This window comes from Amycolatopsis sp. lyj-346 (assembly GCF_046548975.1).
In the GTDB taxonomy this organism is placed as follows: domain Bacteria; phylum Actinomycetota; class Actinomycetes; order Mycobacteriales; family Pseudonocardiaceae; genus Amycolatopsis.
Genome location: NZ_JAJPWT010000004.1, coordinates 77,511 through 93,183 on the forward strand (window position 1 = coordinate 77,511; position 15,673 = coordinate 93,183).

Consider the following 15,673-nt stretch of genomic DNA (forward strand, 5'->3'; position numbering starts at 1 on the left):
TCAAGCCACCTGTTCTTCCACGAGCCCGATGCGTTCGAGCGTGCGGGCCGGCATGAACCGCAGCATCGACACCGTCACGGCCGGGACGAGCAGCGTGATGCCGCCCAGCCAGGTGACCGAGAGGTGGCCGTTCGCGATCGCGCCGAACCAGGAGTGGATCGCGATCAGGCCCACGGCCGGGTACGCGCAGCGGTGCAGCCACAGCCAGCGCCGGTAGGACGTGAAGCGCTGCAGGCCCGCGGTCAGGAAGATGGCCACCATGACCTCGAAGCCGACGATGCCGGCGAGGTGGCGCCCCTCCTGTCCGGAGCCGAACGGGATGAACATGTAGGTGAAGCTGTACGGGGCGACCGTCAGGTAGGTGAAGCCCAGCGCGTGGATGGCGCCGAAGATGAGCGTCGCGGTGGCCAGGACCATGTGGGTGCTGCGCAGGCCCTTCCGGCCGGTGACCGAGCGGATCCAGCCGGTTGCGGTGAGCACGCCCCAGGTGAGCGTCAGCATCGCGGCCCCGTACGACGTCCGGGCGGCGAAGGCCGCCAGGCCGCGGGCGGCCGGGTCGGTCTTCGGCTGGAACTCCTGGGTGAGGAAGAGCGTCGCTTCGTGCCACGTCTCAACCATGGCTGCCCCCGGTTCTCGCGGTGGCCGGCCGTGCCGTCCGGCCGCGGCCACGGTTGCTCTTGATCTGCCGCAGCACGTAGAACAGGCCGCCACCGACCAGCAGGAACAGGGCCCCCACCACGGCGATCTGGGACGTGTCGAGGCCGAGCTGGATCCCGGAGGGCGCCGCGGTCGTGGAGACGGCCGGGGCGGGCAGCGCGGTGTAGTCGACCATCCCGGTGCTCTCGAGGATCGACATGTGCCGCATCACGGCCTGGTTGCCGACGGTCGCGAAGGCCCGCACGTCGGCGTTGCGGGTGCCGGCCCGCAGCTGCGCGAGGACGGCGAACACCGAGCCGTGCGCCGCGCGCAGCCGGTTGGCGAAGACGCGGTCGAACTCCGGCCCGGGGGAGGCGGCCATCTGTTCGGCGAGCCAGCCGCGCTGTTCTTCGGAGGGCTGGTCGGGGACCGGCGAGTTCAGCTTCCGCGAAAGCGCGCGGGTCGCCACGTCGAGGCGGCCGTGGTCCATCATGATCGCGAAGCCGACCTTCTGGACGATCGGGCTGCCCTTCTCCATGGCCATCATGCCGGAGGGCATCTCCCACAGACCGGCCTGGCGGACCTTGGTCAGCAGCACCGCGTCGGTGTCGGAAATCGCGTTCGTCTGGGCGAGGGAGGCCGAGCCCGGCGCGAGCAGCGCCAGCACCAGGGCCACGACGAAGAGGATCCGGACCAGCGGCCGGGACCGCTCGAGGACGGACGAGGGTTCGAAGTCGAACCCGGCGAGCTCAGACGCCGAACGCATTTTGCCTCCACTCGTCCTGGGTCAACGTGATCTTGTTGCCGTCCGGCGCGATCGGGTACCACGCCTGGTCGAGGCCCTGACCGGAGGTGTCGGCCGGTTCGGTGTCGCCGGTGAAGTGGTACAGGGGCCAGCCGGCGAGGGTGAGCTGCTGGCTGCCGTCGTCGCGGGTGAGTTCGCCGATCAGCGACTGGTCGACGTCGATCGCCGGCAGGTTGCCGCCGGCCTTGACCGGGATCCACTTGGCCGCGCACGCGCCGGTGCAGTTCGACCGCGAGGGGTTGGGGGTGTCCCGGTCGTACCGGTAGATCGTGTACCCGGTCCCGTCGACGAGCAGGAGCCCGAGGTCGAACGTCTTCGCTCCCCTGAGCTGGCTCTTCGCCGGGTTGTTCGGGTCGGCGGTGATGCCCTGCGGCATCGGCAGGACGACCTGGCCCTGCTGCATGCCGGGCATCTGCATGCCGGCGGCGCCACCGGCCGGGGTGGCCGCGCCGGCGGTACAGGCGGTGAGAAGGGCGAGTGCGGTGAGGCACACGGCGGCGGGGACCACCGGGCGGGGAATGCGGATCACTGCTCCTCCGTGGGGCATGACTACGCGCTGTTGCCGGTAGTGCAACGGAAAAGGGCGCGAAAGATCCACAGTGGACATTCGGTCCGGAGTGGATGCGGAGCGTTGCGGGGGACAACGCCTGGTCGGGGTCTTCGGTAGGGGATACGGACACGGTCCGGAAACGGTTCAAAAAAGTTTTGCTCCCGGTTTGCCTGCCCGAAGTACTGGACGTAGGCCGTCCGGCCCACCAGGATGTCCCGCGTGGGACGGCACACCCGAGCGCTGAGATCCGTCGGAGATCAGGAAGCCGTCGTCGAGCCCGGCGACGGCCACGATGATCTGGCGAAGGCGCTCTACCAGGAGTTCGGCGGGTCGCTGATGGCGTTCGCGCTGCGGCTGACCGGCCACGACCGGCAGTGGGCCGAAGACGTCGTCCAGGAAACCCTGATCAAGGCGTGGCGGAACGCCGACAAGCTCGACCGCCAGCCGGAGATGCTGCGTGCCTGGTTGTTCACGGTGGCCCGCCGGATCGTCATCGACGGCTGGCGCAGCCGCAGCGTCCGGCCCCAGGAGCTCGAGGAGATCGAATCCGACGCGATCGCGGTGTCCGACGAATCGGACCGGACGCTCGCCGCGATGATCGTTTACGAGGCGCTGCAGGGCCTTTCGCCCGAGCAGCGGGAGGCCATCCAGCAGACCTACCTGCGTGATCGAACCGTGAACGAGGTCGCGGCGACCCTGGGCGTCCCCCCGGGCACCGTGAAGTCCCGCATCCACCACGCCGTCCGCGCGCTGCGCCGGGCCCTGCGCGAGCGGGGGTGAACTGAGCGTGGCCGGATCCGCACACACCGACGTCGCCGCCTACGTGCTCGGCGTCCTCAGCGAGGCCGAGAACACCCAGTTCGAAGCCCACCTGATGAACTGCCCGCACTGCCAGCTCGACCTGATCGAGCTCTACCAGCTGCCGGACGTCCTCGACCTGGTGAAGCGCAGCTGGCCGGAGCCCCCGATGCCCGCGCCCAGCCCGCGCACGCTTTCCCCGGGCCCCCGGGTGCTGCGCGGCCTGATGGAAGAGGCCGCCGTCAAGCGCCGCCGCCGTCGCCGGATCGGCATCCTCGCCGGGGCCGCGGCCGCGGCGGCCGTGATCGCCGGCCCGCTGGTGACCCTCGCGGTCCGGCCGGCCGACGCCGTCCCGCCCGCGTCGCTCGCCGCCCCGGGCAACAAGCAGCCGCCGCCGGCCACGAGCGTCCCGGCGACGTCCACCCCGCCGCCCGCGGGCGCCCAGGGCCAGCCCGGCGGCGGCCAGACCTACGGCCGCGGCAGCGGCGGGTCCGCCGTCAGCGCCCTCGTCACCGTTTCGCCGGTGGAGTGGGGCAGCCGCGTCGAGCTCGAGCTGCGCGGGATCGTCGGGCCGGTGAAGTGCCAGCTGGTCGCCATCCCGGCGACCGGTACCGAGCGCGTCGTCTCCAGCTGGTCGGTGCCGCCCAAGGGGTTCGGCATCCCCGGCTCACCCGAACCGTTGCGGCTGCAGGGTTCGGTCTCCCTGGCGATGGACCAGATCAGCCGGTTCGAGGTGCGCGGCGAGGACGGCACCGTCCTCGTTGTCGTCCAGCGCTGAATCTCTTTCTTTTCGGTGAAACGCCGTGACCTGGGTTAATGCTGTCCGGTTGCGTTCCGGTAGATAACGAACAGATAACGGGCCGGTCGCTTTTGAACCTCGGGGCACTCAGGTCCGTATCCCCCAATGCATCCCCCGATGCATCCCGACAGCCGGAACCGCAAGCATCCCCACCGGGTTCCGTGCGATCTCGAGCTCAATCAACGGTAGTTCTTGCCCGGGCCGCCGCGCTGTCGAAGTGCGCGCCCGGAAAAACGAACGAGGTGAACTAGTCTATGGCCCGGAATTCTCGGTCCCCCGTGACGGGCAAGCACCGCGTTGCCCGCCGAACCAAGATCGCGATGGGTGCGATCGGCCTGTCGATCGCCGTCGGTGCACTCGCCGTCGCGGTCACGACGGGCCGCACGGGCGAAGCCAGCGCGGACTCCGCGGACCCGTCGTTCTTCGTCGACATCACCAAGGTTGCCGCCGGCACCAACGTGAACGCGGCCGTGAAGCAGAAGGGCACCCAGGGTTCCTTCACCGTCGACTGTGGAACGAACGCGGACGGTGCGCACCACAACCCGGACAACTTCATCGCGCAGCCCGGGATCAAGAACGGCGCCCAGCACCTGCACGACTACGTCGGCAACGTGACGACCGACGCCGATTCGAGCCTCAAGAGCCTGCTCGCCGGCGACACCACCTGCAAGAACGGTGACCAGTCGGCGTACTTCTGGCCCGTCATCCGCATCGACCGCGAAGACGAAGCGGTCGACAAGAGCAAGAACCAGCAGGCCCAGCAGGAACAACAGGGCAAGACGGGCGACGTCCAAGAGGACAAGAGCGCCCAGGACGCCAAGGACGCGCAGGACCAGAACCGGCGCGAGCGCCAAGGGCAGGGCGGCGGCCGGACCGGGCTGAGCGCCCAGCAGCAGGGCGACCAGAACGACGGTCAGCAGCAGGACCGCCAGCGCCGTCAGCGCGACCAGGAGCAGAACAACCAGCAGCAGGACCAGAACCAGAACGAGCAGAACCAGAACCAGCAGCAGGATCAGAACAACCAGCAGGACCAGCAGCAGAACCAGCAGAACCAGCAGGACCAGAACAACCAGAACAACCAGCAGGATCAGCAGAACCAGCAGGAGCAGAACCAGGACCAGGGGCAGCAGCAGGAAGAAGAGCTCGGCGGTCCGCAGGGCGAGAACGAAGAGGTCGGCGACAACGACGGCGAGATCATCGAGCCGGAGTCCGCGGAGCTGAAGTTCATCGGCGGCGGGGCCGAGCAGGTCACGGCGATGCCGCTCGGCCTGAAGATCCTCTACGGTGACGCCAAGCAGAGCACCAACGGCCCGGCGAACGCCCGGCCCAGCTGGACCTGCACCGGGTTCGAAGACCGGCTGACCGACAAGTACCCGATCTGCCCGGCGGGCAGCAAGGTCGAGCGCATCCACGCCTTCCCGAACTGCTGGGACGGCCAGAACACCGACAGCGAGAACCACCGCACGCACATCGTGTTCGCCGACCAGCAGGGCAACTGCCCCCAGGGGTTCAAGAACGTGCCGCAGCTGCAGGTGACGCTGGTGTACGACATCCCGCAGGACGTCCAGCAGAACAAGCAGTACAAAGTGGACGCGTTCGCCCAGGAAGAGCACGACCCGGCTTCCGACCACGACGACTTCGCGAACGTGATGAGCAAGCAGATCATGGGCCGCCTGGTCGACTGCATCAACTCCGGCAAGGTCTGCGCCGAATAACGTCACCCGGTCACTTCGAAAGCAGAAGGGAGAACTTCCGATGAACCGTGCTCGCCCGGCCGTTGCCGCGCCGATCGCCCTTGCCGGACTCGCGCTGGTCGCGGCCTGCGGGACCAACCCGTACGCCACTTCCGGTGCCGTCCAGCCGGTGGTGCTCGGGGTGCAGCAGCAGCCGGCGAGCGCGGTTCCGGCCGGCGCCGCGGTCCAGCTGATATCGTCCACAGTGGACGGGCTGGGCACGGTGCTGGCCGATGCAGAAGGGCACACGCTCTACCGTTACGCGAAGGACGCGGCCAAGCCGTCGAAGGCGACCTGCGCCGGTCCGTGCGCGATGACGTGGCCGCCGCTGGTCTCCGACGTCCCGGTGCTCGCCGCCGGGGTCGACAGCGGGTTGGTCGGCCTGGTCACCCGGCCCGACGGCCGCAAGCAGGTGACGGTCGCCGGCTGGCCGGTCTACCGGTACGCGAAGGACACGGGGCCGGGCATCGCGCTCGGCCGCGCGGCCGCCGCGGACTGGGCGGCGATCACCCCGGCGGGCGAGAAGGCGGGCACCGAGCCGGCCACCGTCGGCACCGCGGAGATCGGCGGCCTCGGGTCCGTCCTCACCGACGCGGACGGCCGCACGCTGTACCTGTTCACCCAGGACGGCAAGGGTTCCGGCAAGTCCACTTGCGACGCGGCCTGCGCGCGGAAGTGGCCACCGGTCCCGGCGGACGCCCGCACCACGGTCGCCGACGGCATCGACGCCGGACTGGTCGGCCGCATCGGCCGCGCGGACGGCACGAGCCAGCTGACGGTCGGCGGCTGGCCGGTGTACACGCACACGTCGGACAGCGCACCGGGCGAGGCCACCGGCCACGGCGCGGGCGGCACCTGGTACGCACTGGAGCCCAACGGCTGCAAGGCAGAACCGGTGCAAAGTCCCCCGGTCAGGCAGGCATCGACAACATCCCCCGGCGGGTATTGACCCGCCCCTCGAACCCCGGCCCGGCGGACACTTCCCTCCACCTCACCCCCCCAGTCCGCCGGGCCGGTTGCACCACCCCTGAAAGTCGCGGGAATCCCTCCCGCACCTCGAGTCCCGGCCTGGTGGACGCTTTCCCTCCACCTCACCCCCCGAGTTCATCGGGCCGGTTGTTTTACCGCAGGAAATCGCGGGGCTTTGTCTCGCGTCTTGAGTCCCGGTCCGGTGGGCGCTTTCCCTCCACCTCACCCCCCAAGTCCACCGGACCGGTTGCTTCACTGCAGGAAACCGCGGGACCTTCCTCCCGCACCCCCCGAATAGCGGGATTTCGTCCCGCACCCCGAGCCCCGGTCCGGTGGACGCTTCCCTCCACCTCACCCCCCCCAGTCCGCCGGGCCGGGATTCTTCACCCCACGATCCGGCCCAGCCGGATCAGCGAAGGAGGAGAAGGCGGGAGCCGCTCCCGCCCGCGAGTTCCGGCCCGGTGGACACTTCCCTCCACCTCACCCCCCAGTCCACCGGCCGGAACCCTTCCCGCCACGTGAGATCCGGCCCCAATCACGCCAGATCCGTGGCTGATCACACGACTTCCGCCCCCAATCACGCGAGCCCCCCCCGGATCACGCGAGCCCGCCCAAGCCACGCGAGTCCCGCCCCCATCCACGCGAGCCCGCCCAAGCTACGCAGACCCCGCCCCCAACCACGCGAGTTCCGCCCCAAATCACGCGAGTTCCGCCCTGAATCACGCGAGTCCCGTGCCGGATCACGCGAGCCCGGCCCGATTGACGCCAGCACGGCCCGGATCACGCGAGCCCGGCCCCGATCCCCGCGAACCCGCTCGAAGCCCCGCCGGTGGCCGCCCCTCGGCTACCGGGACGGCCGGCTTCGCGGGCCCGTGAACTCCGGTCCCGGAGGATGCTTCCCTCCACCTCACCCCCCTCATCCTCCGGACCGGTGAACGCTGCGGTCCCCGTGCTCCGGCACGGGGACCGTGGCCCAGAAGTCCAGCGGCACCCGGCCCGTTCCGCGGCCCGCGGAGTCGAGCGACCGGCCCATCAGCTTCACGCTCCGCACCGTCACCGCCCGGCCGGTGACCTCCAGCCACGGCAGTTTCGCCGCCAGCCGCGCCTCCACCGAAAGCCCGTCGTGCGGAGAAGCCAGCCACAGCACCAGCATCAGGTTCGCCGCCCCGGTCAGGGCCGCGCACATGCGGACCTCCGGCACCACCGCCAGCGACCGGGCCGTCGACTCGAGCTTGTCCGGCGGCACCCGCAGCCACAACGTCTCCGTCACCGGCGCCGGTGACACCGACCGCGCGATTTCGCACCGCACGCGGATCGCGCCGCGGCCGAGCAGGCCGTCCAGGCGGCGGCGGACCGTGGTCGCCCCGACTCCCAGCTCGGCCGCCAGCGCCGCCGCCGATGCCCGGGCGTCCGCGCCCAGCGCCAGGATCAGGGCCCGGTCCGCCGCGTCGAACCGCAGTGGCGTGCGGTGGCGAGCCGGCTTGGCCGACAGCGCCTTCCGCTGACCCGGCGAAATCGCCCGCACCCGCCAGCGGCTGCCCTCGGTGAAGACCCGCGGGGACAGCGTCGTCCGCACCCGCGCCACGCCGGGCACCGCCGCCACCCGGCCCGCCACGTGCGCTCCCAGTTCCCGCACGGACGGCGCGACCACGTGGGCCAGCAGGTCGCAGGGCCCGGCCACGTACTCGACCGTCGCCACGTGCACGTCCGCCGCCAGCGCGAACGCGACGTCGAGCGCCGCACCGGGCTCGCAGTCGATCTCGACGAAAGCCGGCACCAGCCGCTCGAGCAGCTCGCCGCCCGCGTAGGCGGTGAGCCAGGCGTCCCCGCGCTCCACGAGCGCGTCCCAGCGGCGGGCTACGGTCACCGCGCCCAGGCCGAGCGCGTCCCCGAGCGTCGACCACGACGCCCGCGGCGCCGCCTGGAGCGCGTCGGCCAGTTTGAGGTCCTGCTCGGCCAACATGGCGGATTCTTCGCTCATCAGCCCTCGAAACGGTGGTTTCGGCGATTTTCCCCGGCCATTGTGCTCGACTCTCGCATGATCGGCAGATGACCCTGCGCTCCGACGCCGCCGCCCTGCTCGACGAACTGGTCGCCCTGCGCCGTGACCTGCACCGCATCCCCGAAATCGGTTTGCACCTGCCGCGCACCCAGGACCGGGTGCTCGCCGCGCTGGACGGCCTGCCCCTCGAAATCACCCTCGGCAAGAACCTGTCGTCGATCACCGCCGTGCTCCGCGGGGGCAAGCCCGGCGGCACCGTCCTCCTGCGCGGCGACATGGACGCGCTCCCGGTCACCGAGGCCAGCGGCGAGGAGTTCACCTCGACCCTCGACGGCGCCATGCACGCCTGCGGCCACGACCTCCACACGGCGGGACTCGTCGGCGCGGCCCGGCTGCTCGCCGCCCGCAAAGAGGATCTTCCCGGCGACGTCGTCTTCATGTTCCAGCCCGGCGAAGAGGGCTGGGACGGCGCCGGCCGCATGATCGACGAAGGCGTGCTGACGGCGTCCGGCAAGCACGTCGACGCCGCCTACGGCCTGCACGTTTCGGCCGCGAGCTACGCCAAGGGCCAGTTCGCCGCCCGGCCGGGCACGCTGATGGCGGCGTCGGGGGCCCTCGCGGTCCGCGTGCTGGGCGACGGCGGCCACGGCTCGTCCCCGCACGACGCCCGCGACCCCATCCCGGCGGCCTGCGAGATGGTGACCGCCCTGCAGACGATGGTCACGCGCACCTTCGACGTCTTCGACCCGGTCGTGATCACCGTCGGCTCGTTCCACGCCGGCACCCGGCGCAACATCATCCCGGACGACGCGGTGTTCGAGGCGACGCTGCGGTCGTTCTCGCCGGAAGTCGCGGCGCGGGTCGGCGAGCGCGCGGTGCAGGTCTGCCGCGGGATCGCCCAAGCACACGGTCTCGGCATCGAAGTCACCTACGAACCCGAGTACCCGGCGACGGTCAACGACGCCGGCGCCTACGACTTCGTGGCCGCCACGGTCCGCGACGTCTTCGGCGAGGAGCGCTTCACCGAGATGGCCGATCCGATCACCGGTTCGGAGGACTTTTCCCGTGTCCTGGAACGGGTTCCCGGCGCGTACCTCTTCCTCGGCGCGTGCCCGGCGGACCCGGCGACCGCCCCGGACAACCATTCGCCGCGTGCCCGCTTCGACGATCAGGTGCTCGGCGACGGCGCCGCGCTGCTGGCCGAGCTCGCCGTCCGCCGTCTCGCGCTCCTGGCCGGGTGACGGCCGTGCTCCCGGAACGCCACCCGGGCGGTACGGTCGACCCGGCGGTTCCGGAACCTTCTCGGGAGGCGGCGTGACGCGCACGGTGTTCACCGGCGGCTCGGTGTTCGACGGCACCGGCGCGGACCCGGCACCGGCCGACGTCGTCGTCGAGCACGGCCGGATCGTCGACGTGGGAACGGACCTCGACGGCGACGAGAGCGTCGACTGCGCCGGCACGGTGCTGCTGCCCGGGCTGTTCGACTGCCACGTGCACGTGACGGTGTCGGACATCGGGCTGCTGGCCCGGGTGCAGAAGCCGTTCTCCTACCAGTTCTACGAAGCCGCGCGGAACCTGTGGGCGACGCTCGGGCTGGGCATCACGACGGTCCGCGACGCCGCGGGCGCGGACCTCGGCATCAAGCAGGCGGTGGACGACGGCCTGATCCCGGGGCCGCGGCTGCAGATCTCCATCGGCCTGATCAGCCCGACCGGCGGCCACGGCGACGCGTGGCACCCGTCGGGGCTGTGCGTGCCGTTGATGGTCCCGCACCCGGGCCGGCCGGAGACCACGGCCGACGGTCCCGACGAAATGCGCCGGGTGGCCAGGACGCTGCTGCGGGCGGGGGCGGACGTGCTCAAGGTGTGCACGACCGGCGGCGTGCTGTCCCCGCGCGACGACCCGCGGCATTCGCAGTTCACCCCGGAGGAACTGGACGTCCTGGTCACGGAGGCGGCGATGCAGGGCCGCCCGGTGATGGCGCACGCCCAGGGCGCGGCGGGCATCAAGAACGCGGTCCGCGCGGGGGCGCGTTCGATCGAGCACGGGATATACCTCGACGACGAAGCGATCGAGCTGATGCTCGGCCACGGAACCTGGCTGGTGCCGACGCTGATCGCGCCGGTCAACGTGGTCCGGGCGGCCGACGCGGGCGTCGACCTCCCCGCGGCGGTGGTGGCGAAGGCGCGTGAAGTGGTGGAAGCCCACCGGGATTCGCTCCGGCGCGCGTACGCGGCGGGGGTCCGGATCGCGATGGGCACCGACAGCGGTGTGGGACCGCACGGAACGAACCTCGAGGAACTGGCCCTGATGGCGGCGTGCGGGATGACGCCGGGAGACGTCCTGGAGGCGACGACGTCGTCGGCGGCGCGCCTGATGGGCCTGGACGGCGAGCTGGGCAGGCTGGCGCCGGGACTGCGGGCGGACGTCGTGGTGGTGGACGGCGATCCGTACGACTTCCCGGCCCTGGCGTCGAACATCCGCGAGGTCTGGAAGGACGGCATCCGGGTCGTTTGAGGCCGTGTCGCCGGTCAGAGTTCGGGGTTCAGCAGGTCTTTCAGCGCCGCGGCGAACTTCGCCGGGTTCCGCTGCGGCGCCAGGTGCGCGCCCGGCACCTCGGTGAACGGCAAGCCCAGCTCCAGAGCCAGGATCTTCGCCGGCTGGTAGTGGTAGCGGCCCCGGCTGCCCTCACCCGCCACCGGGAAGATCTCCGTGCTCGCCTTCCGCAGCGCCCGCAGGTCCGGGAGGTAGTCGAAGAACTCCGTCAGCTCGCGGTCGAACAGCCGGATCCACTCGGCTTCGTGGGGGAGGCGGAGGTTCGGCAGGTTCGGCAGGGCCGCGCCCGCGATCGCCTCCGCGAACCGCGTCACGGCGGCCATCAGGTCACCCGAGCGGGCCAGCCGGACCTGTTCCGCCGCCGCTTCGAGCCAGCCGCCCGCGTCCGGCATCAGGTGGACCGCCGGGGGTTCGTGCGCGACCAGCGTCGTGACGCGGTCCGGGTGCCGGGCGACGAGGTCGAGGCCGATCAGGGCACCCGCGCTCGAGCCGAACACCCGCGCCGGGCCGTCCGCCGCGTGGTCCAGGACCGCCAGCGCGTCGTCCGCCTGCCGCGCCACCGGGACCGGGCCCGTCGTCGTGTCCGTGCTGCCGAAGTGGCCGCGGCGGTCGTAGGTGATCACGGTGTAGTCCGCGTACAGCTGCTTCGCCAGCGCGCGGTAGGCGTCGCCCGATCCGGTGCCGCCCGCGATCAGCAGCAGTGCCGGGCCCTCGCCGTCACGGCGGACGAGGAGCTCACCGTCCTCCACCGGGCAACGGCTTTCCGAGATCATGCCCCGAAGTGAAGCACAGACAATGAAGTGGACGGCGCGGTGGTCGATCCCTACCGTGCACGGCATGGCAGAACGGCGAGCGATCCTCAGCGGATCGACCTTCGAAGAGCGGATCGGCTACGCCCGGGCCGTGGTGGACGGCGACCGCGTGTACGTCTCGGGCACCACGGGTTTCGACTACCGGGCGATGACGATTTCCGACGACGTCGTCGAGCAGGCGGCCCAGTGCCTGCGCACCATCGAGGCGGCGCTCGCCGAGGCGGGCTGCACGTTCGCGGACGTGGTCCGCGTCCGTTACCTGCTGCCCTCGCGCGAAGACTTCGAGCCGTGCTGGCCGGTGCTGCGCAAGGCGTTCGCGGACGTCCGCCCGGCCGCGACGATGCTGGAGTGCGGCCTGGCGGACCCGCGCATGAAGATCGAGATCGAGGTGGACGCCCACCTGCCGGGCTAGAGCCGTTCGATGATCGACGCGGTGGCCAGTGCGCCGCCCGCGCACATCGTCACCAGTGCCGTCGAGGCGTCCCGGCGCTCCAGTTCGTGCAACGCCGTCGTCAGCAGCCGGGCTCCCGTGCTGCCCACCGGGTGGCCGAGGGCGATCGCGCCGCCGTTGACGTTGACCCGGGACGGGTCCGGGGAAACCACCTGCTGCCAGGACAAGGCGACCGAAGCGAACGCCTCGTTGACCTCGAACAGGTCCACGTCGCCCACGGTCATCCCGGCCCGGGAGAGCACGCGTTCCGTGGCGCGGATCGGGCCGTCGAGGTGGTAGTACGGCTCGGCGCCGACCAGTGCCTGCGCGACGATCCGGGCCCGCTGACGCAGGCCCAGCGCCTTCGCGCGGCCGGCGTCCAGCAGGAGCAGGGCCGCCGCGCCGTCGGAGATCTGGGAGGACGTGCCCGCCGTGTGGATGCCGTCCTCGACCACCGGCTTGAGCCGGGCGAGGCCTTCGGCCGTCGTCTCGCGCAGGCCCTGGTCCCGGGTGACCAGGCGGGTTTCGCCGGTCGGCTCCCCGGTTCCGGACAGGACCGGCGCCTTCACCGGCACCACTTCGCGGTCGAAGTGGCCGGCCGCCCAGGCGGCCGCCGCCTTGTGCTGGGACGCGGCGCCGAACGCGTCGACGTCTTCCCGGGTCAGCCCGCGGCGGACCGCGATCCGCTCGGCCGCACCGTACTGGTTGGGCAGGTCGATCGACCACGACGACGGCCGCGGGGACGCGCCGGCGCGGTTGGTGCCCAGCGGCACCCGGCTCATCGCCTCGACCCCGCACGAAACGCCGGCCTCGATGGCGTCCGCGGCGATCAGGCCGGCGATGAGGTGGGTGGCCTGCTGCGCCGAGCCGCACTGGGCGTCGATCGTCGTCGCGCCCGCCGTTTCCGGGAGGCCCGCGTGCAGCCACGCCGTGCGCGTGACGTTGTTGGACTGCTCACCGGCCTGCGTGACGCAGCCGCCGATGAGCTGTTCGACGAGGGCCGGGTCGAGCCCGGCGCGGTCCAGCAGGGCGAGCTGCGCGGCGCCCAGCAGTTCGGCCGCGTGCAGGCCGGCCAGCAGCCCGTTCCGCTTGCCGATCGGGGTCCGCACGGCTTCGACGATGACCGGCACGCCCATGTCGTCCCTTTCGTCGGGAAACACTGTTCACTGCCGGAAAAACTAGAACAAGTTATCGTTTTCTGCAAGTCTGCGCAGGTTTGACGCCTTGTTGATCTCCGTCAGGTGAGCGCGTGCTCACCTGGCCTCATCGGTTAAGTAAACGGGTTTCACTCACGGTCTTCCGTTGGTTAACGCCGTATGCTTCAATCCAACCTAGAACGTGTTCCAAGCCGAACCGTGGGAGGCAACGTGGCCGCTCCGCTCATCCCCGCCGGGTTCGACTTCACCGATCCCGATCTCTTGGCAGAGCGACTTCCCGTCGCCGAGTTCGCCGAACTGCGGCGGACCGCCCCGGTGTGGTGGAACCCCCAGAAGCACAACACCGCGGGCTTCCGCGACGACGGGTACTGGGTCGTCTCGCGCCACGCGGACGTCAAGGAGGTCTCGCGCGACAGCACCCTCTACTCGTCGCGGGAAAAGACCGCCATCATCCGGTTCGACGAGAACATGACCGAGGACAACCTCGAGGCCAACCGCCTGGTGCTGCTCAACATGGACGCCCCGCAGCACACGAAGCTGCGGCGGATCGTGTCGAAGGGCTTCACCCCGCGTTCCATCTCGAAGCTCGAGGACACGCTGCGGGACCGCGCCGAACGGATCGTTTCCGAGGCGCGGAAGAAGGGGTCGGGCGACTTCGTCACCGACGTCGCGTGCGAGCTCCCGCTGCAGGCGATCGCCGAGCTGATCGGCATCCCGCAGGAGGACCGGCTGAAGATCTTCGACTGGTCCAACCAGATGGTCGCCTACGACGACCCCGAGTACGAGGTCGAGCCCCTGGAGGCGTCGACCCAGCTCATCGGCTACGCCTGGAACATGGCCGAGGACCGCCGTAGGTGCCCGATGGACGACATCGTCACGAAGCTGATCCAGGCCGACGTCGACGGCGAAGAGCTCGGCTCCGACGAGTTCGGCTTCTTCGTCATCCTGCTCGCCGTCGCCGGCAACGAGACCACGCGCAACTCCATCACCCACGGCATGAAGGCGCTCCTGGACCACCCGGACCAGTGGGAGGTCTTCAAGGAACAGCGGCCGAAGACCGCGCCCGACGAGATCGTCCGCTGGGCCACCCCGGTGATCGCCTTCCAGCGCACCGCCACCCGGGACACCGAGCTCGGCGGCGCGCACATCCGCAAGGGCGACCGCGTCGGCATGTTCTACAGCTCCGCCAACTTCGACCACGAGGTGTTCCAGGACCCGGAGAAGTTCGACGTCCTCCGCGAGGACAACCCGCACGTCGGGTTCGGTGGCACCGGATCGCACTACTGCATCGGGGCGAACCTGGCCCGGCTGCAGATCGACCTGATCTTCAACGCCATCGCCGACGTGATGCCGAACATCACCGAGGTCGCGCCCCCGGTCCGGCTGCGGTCGAGCTGGCTGAACGGCATCAAGCACTACCCGGTGAAGTACGCCTGAGGAAGTTTCCCGGTGCGCTCGGCCGCGGGTGCGTCGTGGCCGTCCGCGTCGGTGGAGAAGTGGCCGATGCCCGGGTCGGGGCACCCCCCTGGGCATCGGCACCGGACCGGCCGTCCGGCGAGTCCGCCGGAGGATGACATGATGGTCCGATGGCAGTGCGAGCGACCGTGGACGTCGAGTTCGCGATCCGCGTCACCGGACCCGGGCCCGCGGCGATCTCGATCGCCGCGGCGCACGCAGACACCGAAGAACTGACCGTGTCCTGGCACGGGAACAGCAGGCCCGTCGAGTTCGAGCACGGCACCCGCGCCGAGATCTTCGACCTCCCCGCCGGGGAGCACCGCGTCACCTACCACGCCGAGCGTGCGCTGACCGAGCCCGAACCCGAGCCGGTCACGCTCGCCGACGCCGCCGTGTTCACCCGGCCGAGCCGGTACTGCCCGTCGGACCGCGTCGCCGGGCTCGTGCCGCCGGAACTGTTCGAGCTCAACGGGGCCGCGGAACAGGTGGGCGCCGTGGTCCGGCACGTCCACCGGCGTCTGTCCTATGTGGTCGGTTCGAGCCGGTCCACCGACGACGCGCTCGACACCCTCCTGGCCGGGGAAGGCGTCTGCCGCGACTTCGCGCACGTCTGCATCACGCTCTGCCGCTTCCTCGACATCCCCGCGCGCTACGTCGGCGTCTACGCGCCCGGGCTCGCGCCGATGGACTTCCACGCCGTCTTCGAAGCCGCGGTCGAGGGCCACTGGTACGTCTTCGACGCCACCCGGCTCGCCCCCCGCCAGACCATGCTCCGGATCTCCACCGGCCGCGACGCCGCCGACACCGCCTTCCTCGCCACGCTCGGCGGCGACCTCGACTTCCTCGGCAGCACCGTGTTCGCGACGACGGACGCCGCGCTGCCCGTCGACGACGGGTCCGCGTTGGTCGTTCTGGGCTGACCCGCGTGTTGCCTGCGCAAAGACGGCCCCGGCTGGGTAGACAGTCCT

At 70.9% G+C, this 15,673-nt stretch carries 15 protein-coding genes; 9 read left to right on the forward strand and 6 right to left on the reverse strand.

The window, feature by feature from the left end:
- The 3 genes from ACLJQE_RS15345 to ACLJQE_RS15355 are packed head-to-tail and all read right to left on the reverse strand — an operon-like array spanning position 1 to position 1,970.
- Positions 1-618: a ferric reductase-like transmembrane domain-containing protein gene (locus ACLJQE_RS15345; RefSeq protein WP_410639879.1), complete on the reverse strand. Its 618-nt coding sequence runs from the start codon at positions 616-618 to the stop codon at positions 1-3.
- Positions 611-1,402, reverse strand: a complete 792-nt coding sequence (locus ACLJQE_RS15350) for a DUF4142 domain-containing protein (protein ID WP_410639880.1) — start codon at positions 1,400-1,402, stop codon at positions 611-613. The genes ACLJQE_RS15345 and ACLJQE_RS15350 overlap by 8 nt, the downstream gene beginning before the upstream one ends.
- On the reverse strand, positions 1,386-1,970 hold the full coding sequence (locus ACLJQE_RS15355) for a hypothetical protein (RefSeq protein ID WP_410639881.1): 585 nt from the start codon (positions 1,968-1,970) through the stop codon (positions 1,386-1,388). Before ACLJQE_RS15355 ends, ACLJQE_RS15350 begins: the two co-directional genes overlap by 17 nt.
- Positions 1,971-2,210: 240 nt before the next feature.
- Here ACLJQE_RS15355 and ACLJQE_RS15360 point away from each other — a divergent pair, with 240 nt between their 5' ends.
- The 4 genes from ACLJQE_RS15360 (at position 2,211) to ACLJQE_RS15375 (ending at position 6,270) form a co-directional block, all read left to right on the forward strand.
- Positions 2,211-2,771, forward strand: coding sequence for a sigma-70 family RNA polymerase sigma factor (locus tag ACLJQE_RS15360; protein ID WP_410639882.1), 561 nt, complete (start codon positions 2,211-2,213; stop codon positions 2,769-2,771).
- Between the two features lie 7 nt (positions 2,772-2,778).
- On the forward strand, positions 2,779-3,567 hold the full coding sequence (locus ACLJQE_RS15365) for a zf-HC2 domain-containing protein (protein WP_410639883.1): 789 nt from the start codon (positions 2,779-2,781) through the stop codon (positions 3,565-3,567).
- Positions 3,568-3,842: 275 nt separating this feature from the next.
- On the forward strand, positions 3,843-5,303 hold the full coding sequence (locus ACLJQE_RS15370) for a DUF1996 domain-containing protein (protein WP_410639884.1): 1,461 nt from the start codon (positions 3,843-3,845) through the stop codon (positions 5,301-5,303).
- A 40-nt stretch (positions 5,304-5,343) separates the two neighbouring features.
- The gene (locus ACLJQE_RS15375) at positions 5,344-6,270 is read left to right on the forward strand and encodes an SCO0930 family lipoprotein (protein ID WP_410639885.1); all 927 of its coding nucleotides are present in this window, start codon (positions 5,344-5,346) and stop codon (positions 6,268-6,270) included.
- 936 nt (positions 6,271-7,206) lie between these two features.
- Here ACLJQE_RS15375 and ACLJQE_RS15380 read toward each other — a convergent pair.
- Positions 7,207-8,271, reverse strand: coding sequence for an Lrp/AsnC family transcriptional regulator (locus tag ACLJQE_RS15380; RefSeq protein WP_410639886.1), 1,065 nt, complete (start codon positions 8,269-8,271; stop codon positions 7,207-7,209).
- A gap of 68 nt (positions 8,272-8,339) precedes the next feature.
- On the opposite strand from ACLJQE_RS15380, the gene ACLJQE_RS15385 reads away from it, so the two are divergent.
- Together ACLJQE_RS15385 and ACLJQE_RS15390 are read left to right on the forward strand one after the other, a co-directional pair.
- The gene (locus ACLJQE_RS15385) at positions 8,340-9,533 is read left to right on the forward strand and encodes a M20 metallopeptidase family protein (protein ID WP_410639887.1); all 1,194 of its coding nucleotides are present in this window, start codon (positions 8,340-8,342) and stop codon (positions 9,531-9,533) included.
- Positions 9,534-9,606: 73 nt separating this feature from the next.
- Positions 9,607-10,809: an amidohydrolase family protein gene (locus tag ACLJQE_RS15390; RefSeq protein ID WP_410639888.1), complete on the forward strand. Its 1,203-nt coding sequence runs from the start codon at positions 9,607-9,609 to the stop codon at positions 10,807-10,809.
- Between the two features lie 14 nt (positions 10,810-10,823).
- Here the strand turns inward: ACLJQE_RS15390 and ACLJQE_RS15395 are convergent, their stop codons facing one another.
- Positions 10,824-11,621: an alpha/beta fold hydrolase gene (locus ACLJQE_RS15395; protein ID WP_410639889.1), complete on the reverse strand. Its 798-nt coding sequence runs from the start codon at positions 11,619-11,621 to the stop codon at positions 10,824-10,826.
- A 64-nt stretch (positions 11,622-11,685) separates the two neighbouring features.
- Between ACLJQE_RS15395 and ACLJQE_RS15400 the strand changes: the two genes are divergently transcribed.
- Complete coding sequence (locus tag ACLJQE_RS15400; RefSeq protein ID WP_410639890.1) at positions 11,686-12,072, forward strand: RidA family protein; 387 nt, start codon at positions 11,686-11,688, stop codon at positions 12,070-12,072.
- On the opposite strand, the gene ACLJQE_RS15405 is transcribed toward ACLJQE_RS15400, so the two are convergent.
- A complete protein-coding gene (locus ACLJQE_RS15405; protein ID WP_410639891.1) occupies positions 12,069-13,226 on the reverse strand; it encodes a steroid 3-ketoacyl-CoA thiolase in 1,158 nt (385 codons plus the stop codon). The two genes, ACLJQE_RS15400 and ACLJQE_RS15405, sit on opposite strands and share 4 nt — an antisense overlap.
- A 231-nt stretch (positions 13,227-13,457) precedes the next feature.
- Between ACLJQE_RS15405 and ACLJQE_RS15410 the strand changes: the two genes are divergently transcribed.
- Positions 13,458-14,684 (forward strand): cytochrome P450, encoded by a 1,227-nt coding sequence (locus tag ACLJQE_RS15410; RefSeq protein WP_410639892.1) that lies wholly within the window; start codon positions 13,458-13,460, stop codon positions 14,682-14,684.
- A 149-nt stretch (positions 14,685-14,833) separates the two neighbouring features.
- Positions 14,834-15,625, forward strand: a complete 792-nt coding sequence (locus ACLJQE_RS15415) for a transglutaminase-like domain-containing protein (protein WP_410639893.1) — start codon at positions 14,834-14,836, stop codon at positions 15,623-15,625.
- Positions 15,626-15,673: the final 48 nt, after the last annotated feature.